We start from the raw sequence: 25,808 nt of genomic DNA on the forward strand, positions 1-25,808 counted from the left end.
GCAGGAGTTAATTCGTTAGTTTTGCGTGTTGTAATTTCATGGGAATTGAGATATAATATAATCTGTATGAGAATATACAGTACTTAGAAAATATGGTACAGTGGTAAACATTAAACGGGCTGACAGCCCTTTCCGCTGAAAAGAGGAATATTTACTATGAAAGATAATAAAGAGCATACCGTGGCTTCCGCAGAGCTTAGGGACATGATCAATCATGCCATGATAAACAAGCGCAACAGCGAAGCTGATGCTGACCTGAAATCAAGCATTGCTCAGGCTATGGATAAAAAGGCAAGCACAGGCAAGATCTCTCATGCCGAACATAGCAAGGAAAACCACACAAATAAAGACGAAGCCCACGGCAGCAAGAATACTTCGCACAACAAGAGCAGTGAGAGCGTACATAGCGAGCCGGGTGTCAAGGCTGAAAAGAAAAAGCGTTTTCCCATCAACCTGCGGGGCGGGTGGAGTCTGCGCAAGAAGACAGGCGTTACTCTCGGGGTGATATTCATTGCACTGGTACTGCTGATGGCAGTAATCGTGTTCCTTTTCTTCTACTACACAGGTCTGCTGAAAGACCGCGACAATTCCATAAGGACAGAAAAGCCGCCCGTTGACAGCCGTGATCTGGTGAATGAACCAGATACCCTCGATGAGGAAGCCAAGGAGAAAGAGCTCCGTGAGATGCTTCAGCAGAGATCAAAGAAGATCTCAAACGAAAAGGTAATGAATGTTCTGCTGATAGGCGAAGATATCCGCGATACCGCTTCTCAGGACAGAGGCAACACCGATGTAATGATGCTGATCTCTCTCAACAAGGAGCACAAGACCGTCACCCTGACTTCGCTGATGAGAGATACCTGGGTATATATGGAAAAATTCGGCATCAGCAACAAGCTGAACCAGGCTTACTGGTACGGCGGCGCCGAGTACCTCTCCGAAGTAGTTGAGGACTATTACAGCGTAAAGATCGACAGAACTGTTAAAGTCAACTTCAAGCAGTTTATTGATATCGCAGAAACCGTCGGCGGACTTGATTTCGATGTCAGCTACACCGAGGCAGTCGCAATGCGCGACCCCATGGACGAACAGAACTATCATCTCAAAAATCCTGATGGCACTGATTACATCGACCTTAAACAGTACGGCAAAGACGATTCTGTAAATTATTACGATGTTGACGGCAAGTTCTGCACAAGCATCGAATATCAGTCCGAAGAAGATAATGTCATCCATATGCACCTTAACGGAAATCAGGCACTGGCATATGCCCGTGTAAGATACGGCTGCGGCGATGACTACGGCAGAACAATGCGCCAGCGCGAGGCGATACAGCAGATAATTTCCAAATCGAAAAAGCTCAGTCTTGTACAGCTCGACGAGCTTATGAAAAAGGTGCTGCCCGAGGTCGAGACTGACCTTGAAGACGGCGAGATAGCAGAGATGCTTCTTAACGCATTTGATTACATGAATTACGACATACAGCAGCTGCGTCTCCCTGTGGACGATTACTTCACTATGGACTTTATCAACAGCCAGAGCTGTCTCTCACTGGCCAACTGGCAGTTCCAGGCGAATGCAGCAATGCTCAGATATATGGTATACGGCGACTGCAAGACCGTCGAGGAGGCAAGAGCACAGTACCAGAAAGAAATAGACGACGGTACGTTCTACGAAAAGAACGATTTCCAGCCGCCTGTTATGTACTACTACTGATACTGTAAATAATGTATATGGTTACTACCGGAGGAAACCTTTCTGAATAAGGGTTTCCTCCGGATTTCTTTCTAAAGACTATTAACTCTTTTATGGATGGGGGCAGCTATACAAATAAAGCGCAGTATGATGTCATACTGCGCTTTTCTTATAGAACTGTCTGACCCCATGCCAAAAAGAAACAGAAGTTTTAGGAAAAAGGGTCACCATCAGCAAAGCTGACGATTAGGGGGAATAATCCTTTTTCAATAGGGTTTTCCACAATAATACCTAAAAACGTTATTACAAAACAAACCCAAAGCGGCTGATAATTGTTATCAGTTCTTTTCGATCTTGCCAAGAGAGAGTGCTTTCAGGTAGGAATTAATGAAGCCGTCAAGGTCGCCGTCCATAACTGCCTTGACATTGTTATACTCATAGCCTGTGCGGAGATCCTTAACGAGGGTATAGGGCATAAACACGTAGGAACGTATCTGCGAGCCCCATGCGATCTCCTTCTGAACGCCCTTGATATCTTCGATCTTTTCCAGATGCTCTCTCTCCTTGATCTCGATCAGTTTTGCTTTCAGCATTTTCATAGCGTAGTCCTTGTTCTGGAACTGCGAACGCTGAGTCTGGCAGGCTGTAACGATACCTGTGGGCTTGTGTATCAGTCTTACGGCTGAGGAGGTCTTGTTGATGTGCTGTCCGCCCGCGCCGCTTGCACGGTAAACTTCCATCTCGATATCCTCGGGTCTGATCTCAACTTCGATATTATCATCGAGTTCAGGCATAACCTCTACAGCAGAGAAAGATGTGTGTCTGCTTCCTGAACTGTCAAAAGGCGATATGCGGACAAGTCTGTGGATGCCGGATTCGCTTTTCAGATATCCGTAAGCGTTTTCGCCCTCAATGAACATTGAGCAGCTCTTGATACCAGCGTCTCCGCCCTCAAGGATATCCATTATCTTCGCGCTGAAGCCATGAGAATCTGCCCACTTGGTATACATTCTGATGAGCATTTCAGTCCAGTCCTGAGCCTCAGTTCCGCCTGCGCCAGCATGGAAATTCAGGATAGCGTTGCTGTGGTCGTACTCGCCAGTCAGCAGTGTTTCCAGCGATGCTGCGTCAAGGTCAGCTTTCAGCTTGTCGAGCTCAGCCTTGATCTCCTCTACCAGCTCAGCCTGAGTATCCTCGTCCTCCTCAGCAGCCATCTCTATCATTACCTCGATATCATCGGCAGCACCGTTGAACTTGTTGTAACGCTCCACCTTGCCCTCAAAGTTTCTTGTCTGCTGCAGAACCACTTGCGATTTTTCGGGATCGTCCCAGAATCCGGGCTCTGCTGCCTTCTCATGAAGCTCCTCGATCTTCTCGGCTGCATTCTCGATATCGTATACATCGTGCAGCTCCTTTATCATCGGACGGCAGGCTTCAAGCTCCGATCTAAGGTTCTCTAAAAAAACAACTGCCATTATCTTTACTCCTTCATAAAAAAATACATACACATATATTATATATCATTTTTTCAGAATTGTAAAGCCCCCTTGCCAAATTTTTTCGCCGTCCGCCGTATTTTACCACTGGTAGATGTCCGTTATACGAACTGCGGGATTTATTGAGGAAGACCCTTTTGAAAAAGGTTTTCCCCAGTGAAACCCACAGTCCGTATGATAAACATCTACCAGCAGCAAAAGACGGCGGAAACCGAAAAACGGCTACAGCGCAATTGCGCCGCAGCCGCTTGTTTTTGGATGCGTCCGTGCTAATAACCCTGCACTATGACATATCCCCGCCTTTATAAAGCATACTTCCCCAAGTACACTAACATTATAACGTTTTCGGAGTTAGTTGTCAATGACCGCTCCGTTTACGTAATAGTTTTAACTTATATTTATTTGCTGCAAAAACAGCACCTAGGGCGGAAAATGCTTTCTCATTACTGTTTATACTGCTCTTTTTTCAGACCAGGAATAATGCAAAATGCACAAGTCAGACAGAGTTCTTTTTCGTAAACGGTTTCGATTTTTCGTCCAAAGATTCATAATAAGTTTACAAATCAAAAAAGGACAGCGTGAAGCTGTCCTTTTGATATCATATATCGTGAGCTTTCTCGTGTACGAATTGACTTCTTTCCAAATTTTAAGCGATCTTAACATCAGGAAGAAGAATCGACAGCAATTACAACTCTGTATATATCCGGATTCTGTTTTATCAGAACGCAGTTTCGTTCAGTATCTTGTAAAGCTCGTCCTCGAAAGGCTTCTTCATGGACAGTGCTTCCTGGATATCAACATCATATACCTTGTTATCCTTCATGCCTACAACTCTGTTGCCAATGCCCTTTTCAAGCAGTTCAACAGCGTGATAGCCCATCTGTGTAGCAACAACTCTGTCTCTTACTGTAGGAGAGCCACCTCTCTGTACGTGACCCAGGATAGTTGCTCTGGTCTCAACACCTGTCTTCTCGCTGATGATCTTTGTGATCTCGTCGGTCTTGCCAACGCCCTCAGCTACAACTACAACGAAGTGATTCTTGCCGTTCTTCATTGTGTTCTTGATCTTTTCGCAGATAGCATCGATATCATAATCCTCTTCAGGAGTGATAACAGCCTCAGCGCCAACAGCCAGACCAACGTTGATTGCTATGTAACCTGCGTTTCTGCCCATAACCTCAACAACAGAGCATCTGTCGTGGGACTGTGCAGTATCCTTGATCTTGTCGATCATTTCCATAGCGGTATTCATAGCGGTATCATAACCGATTGTATACTCAGTGCAGGAGATATCGTTGTCGATAGTGCCGGGAAGACCTATGCAGGGGATACCCATTGCTGAAAGGTCAGCTGCACCTCTGAAAGAACCGTCGCCGCCGATAACTACTATACCGTCAAGGCCCAGTTCCCTGCACTTGTCTCTGCCCTTAGCAACGCCTTCTTTTTCCCTGAATTCAGGACATCTTGCTGTATAAAGGCAAGTGCCGCCTCTCTGGATAATGCCTGATACAGATCTTGCGTTCATCTCAAAGACTTCACCGTTCAGCAGGCCGTTGTAACCACGCTGGATACCAACTACTTCCATGCCTCTCTGAAGAGCTGCTCTGCAAACTGCTCTTACAGCAGCATTCATTCCGGGAGCATCGCCGCCGCTTGTAAGAACGCCGATTTTCTTTGCCATAAAATATACCTCCAAATTCGGGCTGTTTGTCCATTATATGCCCTTTTCTTCTCAATTTTCCAAATCTAAGAATAACACAAAGCCCTCGGAATGTCAAGGGCTTTGAGCACGTTTTCACATTTTTTCAAAAACGTTTTAGATGAAGTTCATTATTTAATGCAATATTCCGAAAACGTTTGATATCAGTAGAATACAACTCCACCGTTGTTGTCGTCTCCGTTGTTCTGATTGTCCGTATTTTCGGGCTGATCCGTGTTGGCGGGATCATTTGAAGACACGGGAGGATCGGTATGGGGAGCCCAAGGATCCTGTGTATCCACGGAGAGCTGAGGCTCTGTTGTGCCGCCGCTGACAGATGTGGAAGACTTGGTAGTAGTCTCGGGCGGTTTGCCAAGGCTGACCGTTACGGTGAGGATATCGCCCTCTTCGATATTTATCCAGCCGCCTGCAGGTATGCTGGTCTTGAACACTAAACCGTAAGGCACCGACTTGCTGTAATCTTCAGCAACGCTGTATTTGATGTTCAGACTGTCCAGCAGGCTGATATACTCGCTCTTGGAATAATTCGTGCAGTCGGGCACGGGTATTACTGAAGGTCCTGCACATACATCAAGCACCAGTTCATTCTTTCTCTTGGGGTCATAATCCGTTCCTTCGGGAATGCTCTGGCTCTTTACATAGCCGCGGTCATACTCGTCAGAGTAGTAATACTTCGGCTTAAGGGTGAACTCGTCGCCCATCTTCTTTTCGACCTCGGTATAGTACAGACCCACCAGATTCGGCATTATCGAACCTCTGCCGTACTCGGTGTCATCATCGTCATCCTTGGCTGCGGTGGTGATAGTGGCTGTGCCGTAATCGTAGCTGTCCTCTTCCTCGCTATCCGAAACTTCTTCCGCAGGAGCACGGGATACTGTGGTTGTACTGGTATCAGGTGGAGCGAAAAGCTGGGTCATAAGATATATGCCTATCACCAGCAGTACGCCAAGCACGCAGAGTCCGACTATTGTAGCCACTTTACTGCTCTTCTTAGCAGCAGGTCTTCTGCGCTGATACTCTTCCTCATCGTCCTCCTCGTCGCGGTAGCGTCTTTCCTCGCGGGGAACGTGCTGTATCGGTATAGTCTGGGTAGAGCCTTTGGGATGTTCTATCCTTGAGGGCTGTTCAAACAAACCCGAAACAAGCTCGGTGACAGTTTGTGTTCTCTCCTCGCCGCGCACAGCCATAGCCTGTGCCAGGGCATCGGAGATATGCAGGGGGATACGGGGATTTATGCGGGAAGCTTCCATCAGCGTATCATTGTGTATCCTGGTGTTGGCATCAAGGGGCATATTACCGGTGAGTATGCGGTATATGACCGCAGCCACCGCATAAACGTCCGTCCATGTACCCTGCCACTGAAGTGACGAATACTGTTCGGGTGCTGTATAACCCGAATAGAACTCAGGCATCATGCCTGTATTCGATGTCCTGATGGAACTAATGCAGAAGCCCGTGAGCTTCAGCTCGCCGTCGGTGGTGACTATTATATTCTCGGGGGAGATACCTCTGTGGATTATCCCCGCATTGTGGATTATATTCAGCGTAGTGAACAGGGGCACGAACAGCTTCTTTACCTGTTCCCATGTAAGGAAGCCCTTGTTCGACTGCAGAAATTTCTTCAGGGATACGCCCTCAACATATTCAAGTATCACGTAGGTCGTATTGTTCTCGGCGAACATATCCTTTGCAGTGACGATATGAGTGAGGTTCCTCATTCTTGAAAGCACCTTGTTCATATCGGCAAATTCGGACATGAAAGTTTTATACTTCGCCAGACAGTCCCTGTTTACGTTCAGGGTCAGACCGTCGGGTCCTCTCTCGCACAGCGTATCGGGCATATATTCACGGCAGACGCACTTGCATTTGCCGACCATATCATAGCATATATACGAAGCACCCTCGCCGTTATATGAGAGCATCTTACCTATGACATATCTGTTATCCAGCACCGTTCTGGGTGCCAGATAAGCCTGTAAATGGGGGATATCGTCCGTATAACTGCAATAATGGCAGTGTCCGTCCGCTCCCAGCTCGTTCATGCAGCCCATGCACAGCTTGACACTCGGCTCCATACCGAACCTCCTTACTTTCAAATCGGCGTTCATCCCGCCGTTTACTTTCCCATTGATAAGTCCCGCGAAACTCTGTCCCGGGACGCTTCAATAATATTACCAACTTTTCGCATCAAAGTCAAGGGATTTTCCTTAACTGTACTTGTTGTGAAACAATTTGTATTCTTTCTGTAAGAACTGGTTGTCCTCACGTAATCATCTTAACAATTTCTTGTAAAATCTTCCTGTCAGCGATGATGGCAGCAGGAACATCACAAGCTGCGCAGCAGTGGTCACGGTAAAGTCCCACAGTCCTGAGAATCCGGAGCGGTATATCTTCCAGCGCACCGCTATGAAACTCCTGGTATTTGCCCAGTTGCGGCGTCTGTCATAATTTCCGCCGTTGACACGGTATCTCACCAGCACTTTGGGGATATTTCTGCCCACAGCCCCCGCAGCCAGCATACGCACCACGAAATCGTAGTCCTCACAGCGCCTTACCGTCGTATAACCACCTATCTTATCCACCCATGACTTCTTATAAACCAAAGTGGGGTTATTGAAAGGATTTCTGCGCCTTGCGTACTTCCTTATTGCGGAATTTCCCGAGGGGGTCTTCCTGACAGCTATCTCCTCTCCCGTGTCGCTGTCGAATTCGCTTATATAAGCGCCCAGCATATCAACTCCGGGATGCTTCGCCATCATGTACATGGAGAGCTCACAGCGTTCGGGTAAAGCGATATCATCCGAGTCCATCTTTACGATATACTCGTTCCTGCACATTTTAAGTCCTTCATTAGCGCAGTGACCCACGCCCATATTCTTGGGCAGGCGCAGCACGCGGAAGCACTCATGCTTCTGCTCATACTCATCGATAACGCTGTCCAGTTCCTTTGTCAGCGGGCCGTCGCAGACCAGCACGAAATCATCGGGTGCAAAAGTCTGCCCCAGCATACTATCGATACATTCTTTAAGGAACTCAGGTTTTTCTCCCTTATACACAGACATAAGCACACTGTACTCGGGAAGCCTGACACCATCTTTCTCCATTTCTCACACCTCCGCGGTGTCACATATATAGTTATTGTAACATTTTTCTTGGGTTTTGTCAACATAGAGGTTACGGAACTTGCGATTTATGCCAAAAAGAGAGCTTTTAGTCAAGCTTTTCGCGAAAGGCTTGACCCCAAAGCTCTCTTTTATAGTATCTGAGTACTTGCTGCTCTGCTACTGTCCGATATTTACTTTATCATCTTTGGCTTTGACTTTTTCTGAACAGGTACCGCCACTTCCTCGGCTGCCTTGTCCTCGAAAAGAACTTCATCTGGATCAATATCTTTGTCCTCGGGGTTCTTCTCGCCTGTCTTATCGTAATAAGGCTGTATAACGTACTTGCGTATTACGGGATAGCAATTGAAGCACGCAACGAAAGTCAGGAACGTGAATGGGAAGAACATCAGAAGTGTCATCGCCAGGGCTATCGTTGATGGTAATATCAGTAATATATAGTTGAATGCTATCACAAACAGTGAAGCCAGCAGTGTGTATATGGTCTTTTTGAGACCTATCGACACGAGGAACAGCGAGTTGCGGAGTATCTGTTTCATCGTCAGGGTGGTGGAGCACATCATCTGATAGATGTAGAAGTGCATCATGAAGAATACCAGCATACACGACAGGCAGAGTACATAAGGCACGTACATTATGCTGTTTTCCTGCGCCATTTTGCTGTACATCGGCACGCCCACAATAAAGCTGACTATTGCTATAGAATCGATATAGCCCATAATAAGACCCTGCTTCAGGTTAAGTTTGAATGCCTTGCGGAAATCGTGAAGCATGAATGTGGGACGCTCCTGCGAATAGTTGCGCACTACTCTTGTCATAGCCGCTGTGGCAGGTCCCATTATGCCAGATATCACCACCAGCAGCAGCCATTTCATATCACCTGTAAAAGATACCCCCATCAGTGCCGCGACCAGCGGTACCGTGAACAGGAAGTACAGCAGGTTAAGCCCCATAAGATGCCACATATGTCTGAAATATACTTCCCAGAATTTGAAGAACGGACGCTTCTCGTGAGGAGTTTTCAGCACTCCTCTTCCGGGCGTATCGTAATTTCCGAAAAATCCCATTTTACTCTCCTTGTTTTTAATCACTGACAGACCTTTCTGTCAGACAAGCTTTCCAATAAACAAATAACAGCAGATTGTATCAGCACCTGCCGCCAGAGCCAGCATAGCTTCGATGACCAGCAGTTTCGCCCCGTAGAGCTTCACAGCTCCCGAAGGATCGCAGCCACGTCCACCCGACAAAGTAAGCCTCAGGTAGATGTTTGAAAGGCTGAGAGCCTCCCTTGCTGCCGCTGCCAGTGCCAGCGCAGATATCACTGCACCCGGCAGGAACAGTCCCGCTGCATAAAGGATATCTCCTCTGCCTGCGGTACTGTAAAGCTGTGCCGCCTTATGACCTGTACCCATGCCTCTCAGCATGATGAGAAGTACTTCAAAGGGCTGTCCCACAGCACAGAATCCTGCGGCAGCAATTCCCAGCAGGAATACCGTGCTTCCCAGCAGAGAGCCGGCCATAACGCTGCCAAGGTCGGTCTGCAAAAGGCGCTCCATCTCACCTGAGGGAGATATCAGCCTATTTAGCTGAGTATCAGCCGAAAGGCAGAAGCACATCGTCCCGATGAGCACACCTGTCAGCATGGCGCCGCACATAAAAGCGAATGTGCCTGCGCTGTAACTTGCTCTGTTTTCGTCTGTCCTGCAGGGGCTCGTCTGCATCATCATCACCTCGATAACAATACTATGCCCACTGCGGAAATATTATTACTGTATTATTTTGCCAGTTCGTAAGCCCTGTTTGTGCAAGCTTCGCAGCATTCCTTTACTGCCTTTTCGATATTGTTTGCTCTCAGCTTTTCAAGACCTGCGATAGTTGTACCGCCCTTTGAGGAAACCATGGTTATCAGCTCATCAAGAGTTTTGCCGCTGTCGGTTATCATCTTTGCAGAGCCGATCAGCGATTTAGCAAACAGATCGGTAGCAGCCTTTTCATCAATGCCAACGCTCTTTGCGTAGTCGATAAAGCACTGAGCATACAGATAAATGAAAGCGGGAGAAGAACCGTTTATGGCGATTACCTCTTTCATCTTATCCTTGGGCAGTACAGAGTATATACCGCATGAACCGAATATCCTGCAAACCAGTGCGAACTCTTCATCAGTAACGCTGTCAGACTTTGCAAGAGCGGTAGCACCTTCGCCAAGCAGCAGAGGAGTATTGGGCATTACCATAACTACCTTTGCGCCCTCAATAGTCTTTGAAGCGATATTATCGTCTGTTACGCCTGCGCATATTGATACGATCACCTTATCCTTGGTAACTTCGCCCTTTATTTTAGCAAGAACTTCGTCAAGCTGCTGGGGCTTTATAGCAAGAAATACGATATCGCAGGCAGCAGTGAGTTCAGCTTCACTACCGAGACCTGTTGCGCCGATAGACTTAGCTCTATCCTCAGCGGCCTCGAAGCTGTCGTATGCATACAGTTCTACTTCGCTGTTCATGGTACTTCCGACGATACCTTTCATGATAGCGCTGCCCATATTGCCTGCGCCGATAAATCCTACTTTATAACTCATTTTGTCACACTTCCAATCAAAAAATAGATATAGTTATTGTATCACATTTATTGCGATATTTCAAGTATATTTTATGAAGAAACTCCAATGTTGAGGCGACCAAGTGAAGAAAGCTGCCAAAGAGGGGAACTTTAGATTATTTTGGAAAAAGAACAGATAGCATCAAGCAGCGGTTCGTGCTTGGTGGGATTATCAGATACAATATCACGGACTATCTTGCCGTTTTCAAATAGCCTTATCCCTGCGGTGATGCCATCGATCATCACACTGTTTTGCGGATCATCGGCTTTATCGGAATATTCCTGTGCTTTTAAAATGAGATCATCAACAATCTCGGGTTTCGGAAAAATTATCTTGCAGAAAATGTCGTTTCGTTTTGCGGGATGATTATCATTTTCAACGGCTGTAAAGTGCAGTGAATTGCTTTCTGCCCCTGAATGATCGGCATATCTTGTATAGACGCAGCTGGCTCTGTAAATGCCGTCTTTTACAGATATCTGCACATAGAAAGCCTTGAACCTGAATGATGGAAGGCAATAGCAGTCGAACAGGACTTCATCATCGGGCAAAAGAAGATGGTATTCGTTCATATAACGTCTTGCAATCATGATATTTTCGCTTATCTCTTGTTGTGTCATATTCTGCTCCATTCTAATAAATAAGGCATCCACCAAACGATGGATGCCTTGAAATGTTTTTGAAGTATTCCCAATAGGGATAAAATTATCTCTTTGAGAACTGAGGTGCGCGACGAGCAGCCTTCAGACCGTACTTCTTTCTTTCCTTCATTCTGGGGTCACGAGTGAGGAAGCCTTCCTTCTTCAGGAGAGGTCTGAACTCATCGCTTGCCTGGAGCAGAGCTCTGGAAATACCGTGTCTGATAGCGCCTGCCTGACCTGTAACACCGCCGCCTGTAACAGTGCAGACAATGTCATACTTGTCAACAGTATCAGTAACAGCGAAAGGCTGACGAACGATCAGCTTGAGGGTCTCAAGACCGAAATAATCGTCGATGTCTCTGCCGTTGATAGTAACCTTACCTGTACCCTCGTAAACACGAACGCGGGCAACAGAGTGCTTTCTTCTGCCTGTGCCATAGAAATATGGCTGCTTGGATTCGTACATTCTGATTGCTCCTTTCTTACAGCTCGTACTTTTCGGGCTTCTGTGCAGCATTGTTATGCTCAGCACCCTTATAAACTCTCAGTCTCTTAGCAGCAGCTCTGCCCAGAGTGTTGTTGGGGAGCATACCCTCAACAGCAATAGTCATAGCTCTGTCGGACTGCTCAGCCATCAGCTTGTCATAGCCGATCTCCTTCAGACCGCCTATCCAACCGGTGTGGTGGTAGAACTTCTTCTGCTGGAGCTTCTTACCTGTGAGAACAGCCTTGTCGCTGTTGATGATGATTACGTGGTCGCCGCAGTCAGCGTGAGGTGCATAAGTAGGCTTATGCTTACCACGAAGAATAGTAGCTGCCTTAGCGGCAACTCTACCGAGGGACTGACCCTCAGCGTCGATGATATACCACTTGCGGGTGATGTCCGCAGCCTTGGGCATATAAGTAGACATATCGTATCCTCCTTAAAATATCGTGTACGGTAAAAACCGTTCTATCTGCCCGAGGACGCACGCAAGACGACCTTCGGGATTCGCAACGTAAGCTATTATACAACATCTTTCCGCCAATGTCAATAGTCAATACGCCGAATTTTTAATTTATATCCCTCATTCTCTTGATTTCTCTTTAAATCTCTTTGTTTTTCTCGATTTCTCGTTTGCTGTTTCATTTTTCGTTCACAGGTGAAAATGCACAGTATTACGGGATAAAACTTGTGCTTTTACAGCAAATATCCCCCACAGTATGTGCAGGGGATATGTTATTGCCGGATGATCATTTTCACCGACTCATGATCTTTACTCATGGCAGTTCTCATTTATATAGCTTACCATCTGAGCGGTTGTTTCTGTCCCGACATTGTAGATACTTTCACTTCCGAAACCATTCACCACGCCGATATAGCCATCGCTGTAAACAGTATAGCCTACGCTTCCGCCATAGATAGGTGTATCGAGGAATATCTCACAAAGGGCTTCACCGTATGCTGTGTCGGTCTTTTCACCGTTGGATGACAGCAGCATCTCTTTCAGTGTGCTGTCATCATCGACGAAAGAACGCACTCCGTCACGCCTGATGATGGCTGTTCCGTCAAAGGTGTATATGTCAATGTTCAGTGCAAGCAGATGCTCCTCCAGTGTGTCAAAGCTGTGGTCCATATCCGCAAAGAGATAGTACCTTTCATCGCCGTTTACATCTATGAACCTTACCGCCACAATATAGTTTGGATCGGCAAATTGCAGGCTGTAAACCTCTGCTTGTGCCGAAGGACGGATATCCCCGAACATCGAGGGCACTTCCACATTTTTCAGGAATTCATTGATGTAAGAAATGTTCGGGATATTGTTTCCGATCATTTGTTCCGGATCATATATCTCACCTTTGTTGCCACAGGCGAAATAATAGGTAGTGTCGTTCATCTCGAATGATCTGTATTCATCGGTTGCGGGTGCCAATACAGCCGCCTGACCATTGCCGTTCTTGGTCTCAAAACTGTCAGCAGTTCTGTCCGGTTTCCATTCGCTCCTGCCATCATCTCTTATCTCTGCTTCGTCTTCGTCAGCCACTCTGGCGGGGGTATCCAATGTACTGTCTGGGATATCCACCTTGCTTTCCAATGCTTCCGCAATGCTTTCAGACACCGAAACATTCTCCGCAACTGCTGCTTCAGCTGTGCTGTCAGTGACTTCTACCACACTGTCTACCGAACTTGAAACATCGAGAGTATGCGTTTTTACAGCGTTATTACTGCGAATATATATACCTGCTCCGAACACCAGTGCAAGTGCGGCGGCAGCAGATAAGACATATCTGTAAACTCTGTTGTGCTTGACTGTGATAGTATCTGAAACATCATGGCTTTTCAGGTAATCTTCAGCCATCTCACTGTTTGCTGATAGCTGTGATGCCTTATCGATCACATATCTTACCAGCCTGTCATCGGGTTCAAGCTGATTTTCAATTCTTCTAAAATCGTTATCTTTCATATCATTCACCCTCCGTTTTTGATCTAAGTATCTTTTTTGCCTTGCTCAGTCTCATGCTTGCCGTGTTAGCTCTGATACCAAGGATCGAAGCCGTTTCGTTGACTGAAAGCCCCAGAAAACAGTGGAGATACAAGGTCTCGCGCAAATGCTCGGGGAGTTCTCTTACCGCTTCAAATATCTCACTGTCATACTTGCTTTCAAAGTCAGCCAGCCTGCCCTCCGGTGGTTCAAAGTTCTTGTCGGTATTCCTGTTCCATTTTCCGAGATTGTACTGTCTGCATTTGTTTAGCGCAGTCCTGATGAGCCACGCGCGTCTGGCTTTCTCATCATCGAATACGGGCTTCTTTAAATAGTACAGCAGAAAGACTTCCTGAAAAACATCGTCTGCTTCGTGCTTGTTTTTCAGCTGTGTCAATGCAATACCGTAGACCGTGCGTTTGTATTTCATTATTGTCTGTTCAAGTTCCTGAATGGCGGTTTCTTCAGTATGCATACTTTTTCACCTCCTGTATAATAATCACTCAAAATCTCCGATATCTCAATAGTGATCTCAAAAATCGGCAGAATATACTAAAAGTCCATTCATGATGTGTAAAAAATCACAATGAGAAGTTTACCTGTCAGTCAGTTTCTCCAATGGTTTAGCTAAAGGTCTTTACATTTGCTTAATATTGTGTTATAATAGTATAAATATTTTGGGGAGGTGTTTTTTTGCATACCGAGGAGGAATATCTTGCGGCGGTGAAAGAGGTCGCTGAGCTGAAAGGGGAACTATCGCGGGCGCGGAGAAACTATGAAGCGGTAACATCTTTCATGTCCCGCACGAGCCATGAGATACGCACACCGATGAATTCCATAATAGGTCTTGCAAGACTTGGTGAGGAAGAATCCACAGGCAGGGCGGTTAAGGAATATTTCAAAAAGATAAGGGAATCAGCCGAATATCAGCTAGAGATACTAGGTGAAGTGCTGGATATGGCGAGGATCGAGAGCGGTCAGTTCAAACTTTATCCCGAGGCTTACTCCCTTGAAGCCCTTGCGGAGAACCTGACTTCCATAATGGCGCCGCAGGCTGAACAGAAGGGCATCGAATTTGCGGCTGAATTTCACGATATATTCGCTGATACGCTGGTGCTTGATAAGCTGAGACTCAGGCAGATACTGCTGAATCTGCTTTCAAACGCGGTGAAGTTCACCCCCGAAAAGGGCAGGGTAGTGCTGACAGTGTCCCAGATGGCGGCGGGCAACGGCAAGGTGAGGACGGTGTTCACCGTGAAGGACAATGGCATCGGTATGTCAGAGGAGTTCACGAAGAATATGTTCAAGCCCTTCACCCAGGAAAGGACCGCCGCAACAGCGGAGATACAGGGCTCGGGACTTGGTCTTTCCATAGTCAAGAATCTTGTGGATATGATGGGTGGAGACATCCGCGTGAAATCCCAGGTAGGCGTGGGCACTGAGTTTGTAGTTGAGATCGACTGTGAGCCTGCATCGGGCGGCAAAGCTAACGAGAACAACTCCGAAATTAGCTATGATTTCAGTGGAAAACGTGCACTTGTGGTGGACGATCATTCCATAAACCGCATACTGGAAGTCAAGCTGCTGAAGCGTGTGGGCTTTGAAACGGACTCTGCCGCCAACGGCTATGAGTGCCTGAAAAAGTTCATGGCATCGGGCATCGGATATTACGATGTGATACTTATGGACGTAAAAATGCCTGTGATGGACGGCCTTGAAGCCGCAGGCAAAATACGCGCCCTTGAACGCAGCGACAGTTCCACAGTAAAGATGATAGCAATGAGTGCAAATTCTTATCCCGAGGATATGGAGCGTTCAAAAGAGGCGGGCATGGACAGGCATATCGCGAAGCCGGTCATTCCGACAGTGCTTTATACGGAGCTGGCAAAGCTGCTGAAATAATGGGCGGAAACAAAAAGCGTAACAAACTTCCCGCACTGACAAAAGGCGCGGCAATAATTATACACAGATATAAAGAGCGTATGCAATTGGTTTTGCATACGCTCTGATTTTGTTGTTGCCACCACTTTTGTGTCTTGACTGTAAGGCATCTCCTATAACAGCAAGCCTTGCTGACGGTGGCTTCCGTATTCCATTTGCAAAAAATTTTCAAACACATCACCAACTTCCCCTGAAACCCGATATCCCCCATGCGTATCCCCTCCCGATACGCATATTTTTTTACCTCAAAAATATTTTTCTCCAAAAGTGTAACCTCGCTCAGACTTCACCCGTCTTATTAACAGAGAGACATAGATCCGATCGGTAAAAACAATGTTAGAACAATGGATAGTAATAAATAGAGAGGTCGGTGCGCCGAAAAAAATTTTTTCAAAAAAGTGTAACCCTGCTAAAACTTCACCCGTCTTATTTACAGAAAGACGTAGACAAACACATCCGGAAATGCTAAAATGGAGATGACAGGGATCATAAGAAAAGAGAGGTCAGTATGGATATCACGATAGATGAGATGTTCAGACGTTTGCTCATACAGATGCAGAAAGATACTGCACTGTCAGAGAAAGAGAAAGAAATATTAATGAAAAAACTGGAAACAAAGATCAATGAGGAGGAAAACACGGATGAAAAAGAATGAGCTTATCGAGATGGTCGAACAGGTAAAGGCAGGAAATAAAAATGCTTTCAAGGCTCTTTATGAAGAATACTACGACAGACTTTACTTCTTTGTGCTGAAAAATGTTGACAGCAAGGAAGCGGCTGAGGATATAACACAGGATACTTTCTTAAAATCTATGGAGAAGATCGATTCTCTGGAAAAGCCCGAAAATTACGTATCGTGGCTTCACAGCATCGCATACAACAGATGTACGGATATGTTCCGCAGCAGAAAGAGCGATGTATATTTTGATACAGATGAGGAATTTGAAGCCGCTATGGAAAGCCACAGCCTGAACGAACCCGTAATGGTTCCCGAGGACTATGCCACCGACAAGGACAGAGCCAGGCAGCTGAAATCCATGATAGACAGCCTGAAGCCCGATATGAAATCGGCACTGATACTGTACTATTATAATGATATGAGCCTTGCTGATGTGGCTAAGACCATGGGTATCCCCGAGAATACTGCAAAGCAAAAGATCTTCCGTGCACGCAAGAAGCTGAAAAGCAAGATCGAGGAAATGGCTGGCAAGGGCATCGTACTCTCGGCTGTGCCCATGAACCAGCTGCTGCGCGGAACAGTATCACCTAAGAAAGCGGCAGCTATGGTGACAAGATCAGGCGCTTCATTAAGCAGTATCCCGCTGGTCGGCAAGATTGCAGGCATATCCGCGGCGGCTGTTATAGCTGTGGGCGTTCCAGTTAGCCTTAGCCGCATGGACAAAAATGCAGATATCGCAGGCAACGTAAGGGTTCATGATTCCAGCGCTGTTTCGGCTGAAGCAGATGATTCAAGCACTGTTGATACACTTGCTTCAGAGCTGATAGAAGTTTCTCTCTCCGATGCATCTTCCGCTGAGGATACCGCAAGCCGTCCCGAAAACAGCAAGGCAGATGATACATCGTCCAAACCCGCCGAGAACTACGCAGAACCTGCACCGGCTTCCAATGGGATCGATGTAACCGCGGCAGTGAACACCTCCGCACCTGTGGAGACTGCTCCCGAAACTACTGAAGTTCCCGAAGAAAAGAAAGAAACTCAGCCCGTGGAGATGACTCCCCAAAAGCTTCTCAGCATGACAAATTCTCAGCTGAGAGAGCTTTCAAACAATGATTTTGAAGTGGTACTTGAACCCTATTCCTACACACTTGTGAACGGTATAAGATGTAAAGCTTTCCCCAACTACGTATACATCGTTGACGGCAGAAGCGAAGACGGTCAGCCCAGCGGACCTCTTGATACATACGATCGCTGGCACGGAGATCAGAAGATAGTGCTCGACGGTGAGGAGATCCGCGAACTGATAGTACAGGGTAACGAACCTCTCGGCGAGGGTATCAGCGTTGGCATGACATACAGCCAGATAAAAGATGCCAACGGCAGTCTGCATTTTTATAACGACGGCTTCGCTTATCCCTGGATAAACTACAGAGTATGGCAGCTGCACTTTGCATTAACAGATGAAGAAAAGGCTCTCATCGATCAGAAGTTAGATGAGATAGAGCTTGAAAACGAGGGTACCACCGATATCCCCATGATAGACCTTACTGAACTCGGTATCGACCCTGTTTGCGACTACGCACATATATATAACACATACAATGGCGTAAAAATAAGTTCTGCCGGACTTATTTTTGTAGACTATTAAACCTGAAACACAAGCATTTGCCATAGTATCCCAGTTTTGCATTCGGAGATACTATGGCTTTTCTGTTGACAACAATGCCGACCGGTAGTATAATATTTACTATGACAAATAAATTTACGGAGACTGCACCATGGAAGATATCAGACTAATCTTAGCAAAACCGGGCGATGAAAAGACGATACACGCGTTGAAGTATTCTTCTTTTCTGCCGCTGTATGAGCGTTATAAAGACGATGAAACAAGCCCTGCAAAAGAGCCCATCGAAAAAGTCATCGCCAATCTTAAAAGCGAAGACACGGATTATTATATCATAAATGCGGGCTCAAAGCCTGTGGGTGGAGTTAGGGTAGTCGATGACGGTATTGAAGATGGCAGGCACGTTTACCGTATAAGTCCACTGTTCATCATTCCCGAATACCAGAACAAAGGGATAGGTCAGAGGGTCATAAAAATGCTCTTTGATATGTACGAAAATGCCGATATTTGGAGACTTTCCACCATCAAGCAGGAAGCGGGCAATTGTCACCTGTATGAAAAATGCGGATTTAAGTTGGTCGGCAATGAAATGCCAATCAACGATAGAATGACCATCGTGTTTTACGAAATAATAAAATAGATATCTGTCCTTTCAGTTATCATGACAGGAAAATCATGCCCCGAAGTTCTTTATAATGCTTCGGGGTAAAGCTTTTTTATTGGTATTTATCCTGCGTGAGAAACCTCTGCAAATTGTAAACTTTTTATTTCATTGTAATAAGTGTTTGCATTCAGCGTAAAAATGTGTTATAATATTAAATTGACGTAGTATGTACACGAAAGGACGTATTATTATGGCAAAGCTTAAAGTTGCTGTCATTTTCGGCGGCAAATCCAATGAACATGATGTATCGGTAGTCTCAGCGGCTCACGTTATACGCAGTATCAGCGCAAATTCCGACCGCTATGAGATAATCTGCATAGGTATAACCAAAAAGGGTCACTGGGTAAGATTCATGGGAAGCGTGGAGGATATCGAGAACGGCAGCTGGGCTGAGAATCCCGACAACGCTGCCTGCATATTCAGCCCCGACCCCGTACACCGCGGCTTTATACAGCTGGAAGATGACGGCAGCTACACCAATATAAAGGTTGACGTTGTATTCCCCGTACTGCACGGCAAAAACGGAGAGGACGGTACTATACAGGGCATATTCCAGATGGCTGAGATACCCTTTGTGGGCTGTGATCTTCTGTCTTCTGCCTGCTGCATGGACAAGGATGTTACACATACCATACTTGAAGCTCACGGCATACGCACCGCTAAGTGGATAAGCATGATATACCGCGATATGAAGCAGCTTGATGAAAAGTGCGCACAGATGGAGAAGGAGCTTGGCTATCCCATGTACGTTAAGCCAGCTAACTGCGGTTCTTCCGTGGGTATCTCAAAGGCTCACAACTACGATGAGCTGAAAGCAGGCATCAAGGCGGCGTTCTCTCATGACCAGAAAGTTGTGGTTGAGCAGGGCATCGTAGGCATCGAACTTGAATGTGCAGTTATGGGCAACGATGAGCCTTTCGCTTCAACAGTTGGCGAGATATCCCCTGCTAACGAATTCTATGATTATGACGCAAAGTACAATGACGAGGGTTCACTGACCTACATACCCGCAAGGATTGACGCTGATAAGATCGAGGCTATCAGAGAGACAGCTGTTAAGGCTTACAAGGCTATGGGCTGTGCAGGTCTTTCAAGATGTGATTTCTTCCTTTCCGACAAGGGCGAAATAATCCTCAACGAGATAAACACTCTGCCGGGTCATACCAAGATCAGTATGTTCCCCATGCTGATGGAACACGCTGGCATAAGCTATCCCGAGCAGGAAGACAGGCTGATAAAGCTTGCCCTCGACAGATCGGAAGTGGATTATGAATAATTCACCTATTGGTGTATTCGATTCAGGCGTGGGCGGACTTACCTGCGTTAAGGAGCTCACAAAGCTCCTGCCCCATGAGGATATAGTATATCTTGGCGATACCGCGAGAGTCCCCTACGGTACGCGAAGCAAGGAAACGATAGCTGAATACACCGCACAGGATATGGAATTTCTGAGGGGACATAACGTAAAGATGATACTTGTTGCCTGCGGCACAGCATCTTCTGTTATAATGTCCAGCCCCGAATTCAGCGGAAACACCGAACCCAGCTACAGCGGAGTTGTAATGCCCGCCGCCCATGCTGCCTGCGCATCTACCAAAAACGGCAGGATAGGCGTTATCGCTACAGGTGCTACTATCAGGAGCGGAAGCTACGGCAAGGTGATCAGAAGCATTGACCCGAGCGCTAAGGTAATAGGCAAGGCTTGCCCCATGTTCGTGCCGCTGGTGGAAAACGGCTATATCAGCAAGGACTGTGCGCCTACCAGATATTTCGCAGAGGAATACCTTGAATGTATGAAGCGCGAACAGGTGGATACACTGATACTGGGCTGTACACATTATCCACTGCTGGCTGACCTTATCTCGGACATCATGGGTGACGGCGTTAAGCTGATATCAGCAGGTGCCGAGCTTGCAAGGTTCGCAGTCAAGACCCTCACATACAGCGATGAGCTTGCAGACCGTGAGGAGCAGGGTAGTCAGAAGCTTTACTGCACCGACAGCCCCGAACTTTTCTCGGAAAACGTGGAAAGATTTCTGGGAGAGAGCTTTACGGGCACGGTGGAGAAATGTGTGCTGACAGCCCACTGATGCATTTGGCAGGATAAGTAAAATAAGCTGACCGATGTTAGGAGAATGAGCTTGGATAAAAAAGAAGTTGATATCATACTCATCAGCCGTCAGTACGAGGACTTTGACGATGACCCCGTGAACTACGAGCAGACAGAAGTGCTCTCGGTGGGAACATACGAAAAGACCGCAAACGGCTATCTGATAGAGTATGAAGAGAGCGAAGCTACGGGCTTCGAGGGCTGTATCACGAAGATAGAGAGCTTCGGCAAGAAAAAAGTGGTGATGTCCAGGCGGGGAAATGTATCCTCTGAACTGGTGATAGAACCCGGCGAGAAGCATCACTGTGTCTACGGTACGCTTTACGGCAATTTTGAAGTGGGCGTTGAGGCACGTAAGATTACCGATAAGCTCACAGATGAGGGAGGCAGGCTGTCTTTCTCGTATGTGGTAGATGTCAATTCGGGACTGATAGGCACCTTTGATATAGATATTCAACTTAAACTGAGATAAACGGAGGAAGTAAGATGCAGGATTTGATAAAGGAAGCTTTCGCGCAGGCAAGGGAACTGGTGCTGAACGCACTGGGTCAGCTGGTGGCCGAGGAGGTATTCCCCGCTGAGGCTGTGCCCGCTTTCAATCTTGAGATACCCGCCGACCCCAAGAACGGCGACGTTTCCACAAATGCGGCTATGGTATGCGCAAAGCCTTTCAGGAGCGCTCCCAGAAAGATCGCGGAGGCAATAGTCGGCAAGATAGGTACCACGGGCAGCTGTTTCGATAAAGTCGAGATAGCAGGTCCCGGATTTATAAACTTTTACTACGGCAAGGGCTGGTTCGGCTCGGTAGTAAAGGCAGTTCTCGATGAGGGTACCGAGTACGGCAAGACAGATTTCGGCAAGGGCAAAAAAGCTCTGGTGGAATTCGTATCCGCTAACCCCACAGGACCTATGCACATAGGCAACGCAAGAGGCGGCGCTATCGGTGACTGTCTGGCGGCTGTTATGGAGTATGCAGGCTATGAAGTTGAGAGAGAATTCTACATAAACGATGCAGGCAACCAGATAGAGAAGTTCGGCAAGTCCCTGAGACTGAGATATATGCAGATATGCAGCGACAAGGGTCAGGAGATAGTTGCCAAGAACCTTGATATAGACGCTTTCTGCAAGACCATATACGAAGATTCTGAAACATTCCCCATGCCCGATGATGTATACCTCGGCATGGATATCATTGCCCATGCAAAGAATTTCTTTGACGAATACGGCATGATAGCTTCTGCACAGCCCGAAGAGGAGTGCAAGAAAGCTCTGGTAGATTACGCTCTGCCCAAGAATATCGATGGTCTGCATAAAGACCTTGCTAAGTACCGCATAAGCTACGATACATGGTTCAGAGAGAGCACACTGCACAATGACGGCTCTGTACAGGAAGTTATCGAAAAGCTGAAAGCAGGCGGATACACCTACGAGCAGGACGGTGCGCTGTGGTTCAGGACTACCGATTTCGGCGATGAAAAGGACAGAGTTCTTGTCCGCGACAACGGCATACCCACCTACTTCGTACCCGATATCGCTTACCACTACAACAAGCTGGCTGTAAGAAAGTTCGATAAGGCGATAGATATCTTCGGCGCTGACCACCACGGTTATATCCCCCGTCTGAAAGCTGCCATGACAGCTCTGGGCGTTGACGAGAAGAAGCTGGATGTTGTCATCATGCAGATGGTTAGACTTGTAAAGGACGGCGAGACCTACAAGCTGTCGAAGCGTTCGGGCAAGGCTATCACACTGAATACTCTTCTGGAAGAGATACCGATAGATGCGGCAAGATTCTTCTTCAACCTGCGTGAGCCCAACTCACAGTTCGATTTCGACCTTGACCTGGCTATCTCAAATTCCAGCCAGAACCCCGTATACTACGTTCAGTACGCACACGCACGTATATGCTCAGTCATCAAGAAGCTGAAAGAGGAGAACATCGAAGCCAAGCCCTTTACTGCTGATATGGCTGAAGCTCTCAGCACACCCGAGGAGCTGGAGCTTGTCAAGCTGATGGCAACTCTGCCCACCACCATAACCGAAGCTGCAAAGGCTTACGACCCTGCAAAGGTGACCAAGTACGCGGTAGATATCGCTACACTGTACCACAAGTTCTACAATGCCTGCCGTATCAAGGGCGAGGAAGAGAACGTTATGCAGGCAAGACTTGCACTCTCCATGGCTGTAAAGCAGATAATCAAGAACATACTGGATATGCTGAAGATAGGCTGTCCCGAGAGTATGTAAATGATCTTATGATAATAAAAAGCACTTTCCCGCGGGAGAGTGCTTTTTCTGCATTAAAAACAGACTGCTGTCCGTACAGCAGCCTGTTATATCATTTTTTATCGTCATACATATACTTTTCTTCAAAGTCGCCCAAAGGCATAGCCTTATCAAAGAGCCAGCCCTGTGCTTTGGTGTAGCCGCTCTGGCAGAGGATAGCCGCCTGAGCATCGGTCTCAACGCCCTCAAAGATGATATCCTTCTGGGCGGTGTCGATAAGACTGCACATATTCGCAACAAAATCACGGTCATTCTCATTCTGCTCGATATTGTCTATGAAGGACTTATCTATCTTCACGATATCCACAGGGGCTTTCATCAGCACGCTGAGAGTGGAATAACCTATGCCGAAATCATCGATGCTGACTTTGAATCCCTCGTTCCTGAGCTTGTCCATCACCGAGAACAGTGCCTGAGTATCTCCCGAGAAGCAGGATTCTGTGATCTCAATCTCTATATCTCCTCTGTCAACATCGTATAGATTCGCCGTGCAGATGATATTATCAACAAATTTCGGCTGCGTAATATGATGCTGGCTGAAATTCACCGATACCGGAAGCACTCGCTTGCCGTCGCACTTCCATTTTTCAAGGGTGCGAAGTACCTCGCCGTATATGAAGAAATCCAGCTCGTCGATATAGCCCACCTTTTCCAGCACGGGAATGAACTCAAATGGCATTTTGTACGTGCCGTTGGGATTTCTCCACCTTGCCAGAGCTTCAGCGCCGATTATAACACGTTTTTCAAGATGAAACTTTGGCTGCAGGAACATTTCTATCTGCCTGTTTTTGATAGCCGCGTGCAGTTCGTTGCAGATGGACTGCTCGTAGAGCTTCTGCATTCTCATTCTCTGAGAATATATTCCACATAGTATGCTGCTGGAATGCTTAACGCTGCGCCTTGCAAGGTTAGCATTGTCGATGGCGGTGTTCAGTTCGATCTCACCCTCGGGAAGTATATACATTCCGCAGGCGACACGGATATCCCCCGACGGGAATTTCTTCTTCTGCATCGTGGTGAACCTTACGTTCTGCTGTTCAACGCTTCGTATCAGCGCTGCCCTTGTGTTCGCCTTGCATAGGCATATAAAGAAATCAGAATACAGGCGGCAACCTATAACAAAGCTTGCACCGCCGCGCAGACAGGCGGTATAATCCCTAAGCATAGCGTTGCCTGTCTCATATCCGAAGTTCTCATTGACGTAGGAGAACTCATTGATATCCGTATACACTATGGCATATACCATATCCTTCTCCCGCTTCGCCAGCATATTTGTCGCCTGCTGGGTGAAGCCCTTGCGGTTGTACAGCCCCGTCAGCTGATCGGACTGGAGCAGGAACTTGATATACTCGGTATCACTGTCGGATTTGGTAGCCAGAGCTTTCAGCTTCTGGATATTTGAAAGCCTGCCGAAGACCTCGGTAACATTGCCAGATTCGTCCGCAAAGCTGATATACGCATCGCTGTACCAGCAGTAATCATCGTCATACGCCTTTGTCCTGAACTCCATAGTGCCTTTCATAGGCTTCTGCAGAGCTTCCTCCCAGGCTTCAAAATAGGCATCCTTGTCCTCGGGATGGAGAAATTCCTCCGCTGCCCTGCTGCCCAGAAAGTTTTCCAGAGTGTTGTCATAATCCAGCCTGAACCTTGTGATGCTGACGGTCAGGTGCATGATATCACGCTTGACATCGTAATCGTAGTAGACATCGTCGGTATTTTCAGCCACCATATGCAGCTTATCCCGCTGTTCCTCCACCTTGCGCCTGAGCTTTTTATATTCGTTTTCCAGCCTGTCATGGCAGCTGCAGTTGGTGAAAACCACCTCAACACGGCTCCTGTCGTTGATTATGCCGCAGCAGTGCACGAAGATGGATTCTCCGTCCCGTGCAGTTATGGGCAGTCTTACGCAGAAAGCCCTGTTGTCATCTGAAATGCTGTCGATATATTCCTCGATCTTTTCACGTTCATTCTCTTCAAAAAGCGAGTAGAATGTAAGCTCCTTTTCCAGAACATAATCACGGCTGTACCCTGTAAAGCTGAAAAAATCATCGTCTACAGAGACTATCTTACCGCCTGCTGTAAAATCAACACAGCAGATGCCGGCTTTAAGCCTGTTATTCTCTTCCATTCACTCACCCCCTTGAACAGTGATGACACAGCGAATTTTACTTCTTTCTTAATTGTATCACATTTTTATAATTTATTCAAGAGGTTATAAAATTTTTATAAGATTTGCACAATACAAAAACAGGCTTTTTTACAATTTTCCGAATGTGAATTTTCCGTTTTCCAGAATCAGGTAGCTGTGATCAGAACCCTCCTTGGGGATAGACACAGAGCCGGGGTTGATATAGGTGAAATCCCCGTGATCCTTGATAACAGGGACGTGTGTATGTCCGTGGAGAAGTATCGTGCCTTTGCTCATAGGGGGCAGCGCATCACAGTTGAACTTGTGTCCGTGGGTAGCGAATATTGTTAAATTATCGGCATAGATGAAAGCATATTCAGCCATTATCGGGAATTCCAGCACCATCTGGTCAACCTCGGTATCGCAGTTGCCGCGCACGCAGAGCATCTTCTCTTTCAGTGGATTCAGCATGGCAATGACCTTCTTGGGCTCATAGCCCTCGGGCAGGTCGTTGCGGGGTCCGTGGTAGAGGATATCCCCCAGCAGGAGCATTTTTTCAGCGCCGCTTTTTTCAAATGCCGCCAGCATTTTCTCGCACCAGTAAGCCGAACCATGTATATCGGAAGCTATAAAGAGTTTCATAT

Annotated in this window: 23 protein-coding genes; 9 read left to right on the forward strand and 14 right to left on the reverse strand. The window is 46.9% G+C overall.

The features are described from left to right. The first annotated feature begins 156 nt into the window (after nt 1–156). Nucleotides 157–1,716, forward strand: a complete 1,560-nt coding sequence (locus BM265_RS03845) for an LCP family protein (protein ID WP_074960165.1) — start codon at nt 157–159, stop codon at nt 1,714–1,716. Nucleotides 1,717–2,033: 317 nt separating this feature from the next. Here the strand turns inward: BM265_RS03845 and prfB are convergent, their stop codons facing one another. From prfB to BM265_RS03905, 12 genes are all read right to left on the reverse strand, one after another. Beyond that, complete coding sequence (gene prfB / locus BM265_RS03850; RefSeq protein WP_074960167.1) at nt 2,034–3,170, reverse strand: peptide chain release factor 2; 1,137 nt, start codon at nt 3,168–3,170, stop codon at nt 2,034–2,036. Between the two features lie 739 nt (nt 3,171–3,909). Beyond that, nucleotides 3,910–4,872 (reverse strand): 6-phosphofructokinase, encoded by a 963-nt coding sequence (gene pfkA, locus BM265_RS03855; RefSeq protein WP_074960169.1) that lies wholly within the window; start codon nt 4,870–4,872, stop codon nt 3,910–3,912. Nucleotides 4,873–5,054: 182 nt separating this feature from the next. Continuing rightward, nucleotides 5,055–6,986: a protein kinase domain-containing protein gene (locus BM265_RS03860; RefSeq protein ID WP_074960171.1), complete on the reverse strand. Its 1,932-nt coding sequence runs from the start codon at nt 6,984–6,986 to the stop codon at nt 5,055–5,057. Between the two features lie 195 nt (nt 6,987–7,181). Next, nucleotides 7,182–8,015 carry a glycosyltransferase gene (locus tag BM265_RS03865; RefSeq protein WP_074960173.1) on the reverse strand — a complete coding sequence of 278 codons (834 nt, stop codon included), beginning with the start codon at nt 8,013–8,015 and terminating at the stop codon, nt 7,182–7,184. 191 nt (nt 8,016–8,206) lie between these two features. After that, nucleotides 8,207–9,100 (reverse strand): YesL family protein, encoded by an 894-nt coding sequence (locus BM265_RS03870; protein WP_074960175.1) that lies wholly within the window; start codon nt 9,098–9,100, stop codon nt 8,207–8,209. A 39-nt stretch (nt 9,101–9,139) separates the two neighbouring features. Next, nucleotides 9,140–9,754 (reverse strand): hypothetical protein, encoded by a 615-nt coding sequence (locus tag BM265_RS03875; protein ID WP_074960176.1) that lies wholly within the window; start codon nt 9,752–9,754, stop codon nt 9,140–9,142. A 53-nt stretch (nt 9,755–9,807) separates the two neighbouring features. Then, the gene (gene proC / locus BM265_RS03880; protein ID WP_074960178.1) at nt 9,808–10,611 is read right to left on the reverse strand and encodes a pyrroline-5-carboxylate reductase; all 804 of its coding nucleotides are present in this window, start codon (nt 10,609–10,611) and stop codon (nt 9,808–9,810) included. Nucleotides 10,612–10,742: 131 nt separating this feature from the next. Beyond that, the gene (locus BM265_RS03885) at nt 10,743–11,219 is read right to left on the reverse strand and encodes a hypothetical protein (RefSeq protein WP_207646949.1); all 477 of its coding nucleotides are present in this window, start codon (nt 11,217–11,219) and stop codon (nt 10,743–10,745) included. Between the two features lie 115 nt (nt 11,220–11,334). Further along, nucleotides 11,335–11,736 carry a 30S ribosomal protein S9 gene (gene rpsI, locus BM265_RS03890; RefSeq protein ID WP_024857550.1) on the reverse strand — a complete coding sequence of 134 codons (402 nt, stop codon included), beginning with the start codon at nt 11,734–11,736 and terminating at the stop codon, nt 11,335–11,337. 16 nt (nt 11,737–11,752) lie between these two features. Further along, nucleotides 11,753–12,181 carry a 50S ribosomal protein L13 gene (rplM, locus tag BM265_RS03895; RefSeq protein ID WP_024857551.1) on the reverse strand — a complete coding sequence of 143 codons (429 nt, stop codon included), beginning with the start codon at nt 12,179–12,181 and terminating at the stop codon, nt 11,753–11,755. Nucleotides 12,182–12,526: 345 nt separating this feature from the next. Further along, the gene (locus BM265_RS03900; RefSeq protein WP_074960182.1) at nt 12,527–13,714 is read right to left on the reverse strand and encodes a hypothetical protein; all 1,188 of its coding nucleotides are present in this window, start codon (nt 13,712–13,714) and stop codon (nt 12,527–12,529) included. Between the two features lies 1 nt (nt 13,715). Then, a complete protein-coding gene (locus tag BM265_RS03905) occupies nt 13,716–14,207 on the reverse strand; it encodes an RNA polymerase sigma factor (RefSeq protein WP_074960184.1) in 492 nt (163 codons plus the stop codon). A 218-nt stretch (nt 14,208–14,425) separates the two neighbouring features. On the opposite strand from BM265_RS03905, the gene BM265_RS03910 reads away from it, so the two are divergent. The 8 genes from BM265_RS03910 to argS all read left to right on the forward strand — a co-directional run bounded on the left by BM265_RS03910 (nt 14,426) and on the right by argS (nt 22,997). Continuing rightward, nucleotides 14,426–15,634: an ATP-binding response regulator gene (locus BM265_RS03910; protein ID WP_074960185.1), complete on the forward strand. Its 1,209-nt coding sequence runs from the start codon at nt 14,426–14,428 to the stop codon at nt 15,632–15,634. Between the two features lie 547 nt (nt 15,635–16,181). After that, complete coding sequence (locus BM265_RS19945; RefSeq protein ID WP_177219536.1) at nt 16,182–16,328, forward strand: hypothetical protein; 147 nt, start codon at nt 16,182–16,184, stop codon at nt 16,326–16,328. After that, nucleotides 16,315–18,000 carry an RNA polymerase sigma factor gene (locus tag BM265_RS03915; RefSeq protein ID WP_074960187.1) on the forward strand — a complete coding sequence of 562 codons (1,686 nt, stop codon included), beginning with the start codon at nt 16,315–16,317 and terminating at the stop codon, nt 17,998–18,000. Before BM265_RS19945 ends, BM265_RS03915 begins: the two co-directional genes overlap by 14 nt. 130 nt (nt 18,001–18,130) lie before the next feature. Continuing rightward, entirely contained in the window at nt 18,131–18,616 is a 486-nt protein-coding gene (locus BM265_RS03920; protein ID WP_074960188.1) for a GNAT family N-acetyltransferase, read from the forward strand. Nucleotides 18,617–18,830: 214 nt separating this feature from the next. After that, nucleotides 18,831–19,916, forward strand: coding sequence for a D-alanine--D-alanine ligase family protein (locus BM265_RS03925; protein ID WP_074960189.1), 1,086 nt, complete (start codon nt 18,831–18,833; stop codon nt 19,914–19,916). After that, nucleotides 19,909–20,730 (forward strand): glutamate racemase, encoded by an 822-nt coding sequence (murI, locus tag BM265_RS03930; protein ID WP_074960191.1) that lies wholly within the window; start codon nt 19,909–19,911, stop codon nt 20,728–20,730. The genes BM265_RS03925 and murI overlap by 8 nt, the downstream gene beginning before the upstream one ends. Before the next feature lie 51 nt (nt 20,731–20,781). After that, the gene (locus BM265_RS03935; protein WP_177219537.1) at nt 20,782–21,222 is read left to right on the forward strand and encodes a YwiB family protein; all 441 of its coding nucleotides are present in this window, start codon (nt 20,782–20,784) and stop codon (nt 21,220–21,222) included. A gap of 14 nt (nt 21,223–21,236) precedes the next feature. Further along, nucleotides 21,237–22,997 (forward strand): arginine--tRNA ligase, encoded by a 1,761-nt coding sequence (gene argS / locus BM265_RS03940; protein WP_074960195.1) that lies wholly within the window; start codon nt 21,237–21,239, stop codon nt 22,995–22,997. Nucleotides 22,998–23,088: 91 nt separating this feature from the next. Here the strand turns inward: argS and BM265_RS03945 are convergent, their stop codons facing one another. Together BM265_RS03945 and yfcE are read right to left on the reverse strand one after the other, a co-directional pair. After that, nucleotides 23,089–25,164 carry an EAL domain-containing protein gene (locus BM265_RS03945; RefSeq protein WP_074960197.1) on the reverse strand — a complete coding sequence of 692 codons (2,076 nt, stop codon included), beginning with the start codon at nt 25,162–25,164 and terminating at the stop codon, nt 23,089–23,091. A gap of 129 nt (nt 25,165–25,293) precedes the next feature. Beyond that, entirely contained in the window at nt 25,294–25,806 is a 513-nt protein-coding gene (yfcE, locus tag BM265_RS03950; RefSeq protein ID WP_074960198.1) for a phosphodiesterase, read from the reverse strand. Nucleotides 25,807–25,808 lie beyond the last annotated feature (2 nt).

The sequence above is a fragment of the Hominimerdicola alba genome (assembly GCF_900112155.1).
Lineage (GTDB): Bacteria > Bacillota > Clostridia > Oscillospirales > Ruminococcaceae > Hominimerdicola > Hominimerdicola alba_D.

Excerpts from the sequence above, each read along its gene's own strand:
- BM265_RS03845 (WP_074960165.1), top strand. The coding sequence starts at position 157 with ATGAAAGATAATAAAGAGCATACCGTGGCTTCCGCAGAGCTTAGGGAC.
- prfB (WP_074960167.1), bottom strand. The coding sequence starts at position 3,170 with ATGGCAGTTGTTTTTTTAGAGAACCTTAGATCGGAGCTTGAAGCCTGC.
- pfkA (WP_074960169.1), bottom strand. The coding sequence starts at position 4,872 with ATGGCAAAGAAAATCGGCGTTCTTACAAGCGGCGGCGATGCTCCCGGA.
- BM265_RS03860 (WP_074960171.1), bottom strand. The coding sequence starts at position 6,986 with ATGGAGCCGAGTGTCAAGCTGTGCATGGGCTGCATGAACGAGCTGGGA.
- BM265_RS03865 (WP_074960173.1), bottom strand. The coding sequence starts at position 8,015 with ATGGAGAAAGATGGTGTCAGGCTTCCCGAGTACAGTGTGCTTATGTCT.
- BM265_RS03870 (WP_074960175.1), bottom strand. The coding sequence starts at position 9,100 with ATGGGATTTTTCGGAAATTACGATACGCCCGGAAGAGGAGTGCTGAAA.
- BM265_RS03875 (WP_074960176.1), bottom strand. The coding sequence starts at position 9,754 with ATGCAGACGAGCCCCTGCAGGACAGACGAAAACAGAGCAAGTTACAGC.
- proC (WP_074960178.1), bottom strand. The coding sequence starts at position 10,611 with ATGAGTTATAAAGTAGGATTTATCGGCGCAGGCAATATGGGCAGCGCT.
- BM265_RS03885 (WP_207646949.1), bottom strand. The coding sequence starts at position 11,219 with ATGATTGCAAGACGTTATATGAACGAATACCATCTTCTTTTGCCCGAT.
- rpsI (WP_024857550.1), bottom strand. The coding sequence starts at position 11,736 with ATGTACGAATCCAAGCAGCCATATTTCTATGGCACAGGCAGAAGAAAG.
- rplM (WP_024857551.1), bottom strand. The coding sequence starts at position 12,181 with ATGTCTACTTATATGCCCAAGGCTGCGGACATCACCCGCAAGTGGTAT.
- BM265_RS03900 (WP_074960182.1), bottom strand. The coding sequence starts at position 13,714 with ATGAAAGATAACGATTTTAGAAGAATTGAAAATCAGCTTGAACCCGAT.
- BM265_RS03905 (WP_074960184.1), bottom strand. The coding sequence starts at position 14,207 with ATGCATACTGAAGAAACCGCCATTCAGGAACTTGAACAGACAATAATG.
- BM265_RS19945 (WP_177219536.1), top strand. The coding sequence starts at position 16,182 with ATGGATATCACGATAGATGAGATGTTCAGACGTTTGCTCATACAGATG.
- BM265_RS03915 (WP_074960187.1), top strand. The coding sequence starts at position 16,315 with ATGAAAAAGAATGAGCTTATCGAGATGGTCGAACAGGTAAAGGCAGGA.
- BM265_RS03920 (WP_074960188.1), top strand. The coding sequence starts at position 18,131 with ATGGAAGATATCAGACTAATCTTAGCAAAACCGGGCGATGAAAAGACG.
- BM265_RS03925 (WP_074960189.1), top strand. The coding sequence starts at position 18,831 with ATGGCAAAGCTTAAAGTTGCTGTCATTTTCGGCGGCAAATCCAATGAA.
- murI (WP_074960191.1), top strand. The coding sequence starts at position 19,909 with ATGAATAATTCACCTATTGGTGTATTCGATTCAGGCGTGGGCGGACTT.
- argS (WP_074960195.1), top strand. The coding sequence starts at position 21,237 with ATGCAGGATTTGATAAAGGAAGCTTTCGCGCAGGCAAGGGAACTGGTG.
- BM265_RS03945 (WP_074960197.1), bottom strand. The coding sequence starts at position 25,164 with ATGGAAGAGAATAACAGGCTTAAAGCCGGCATCTGCTGTGTTGATTTT.
- yfcE (WP_074960198.1), bottom strand. The coding sequence starts at position 25,806 with ATGAAACTCTTTATAGCTTCCGATATACATGGTTCGGCTTACTGGTGC.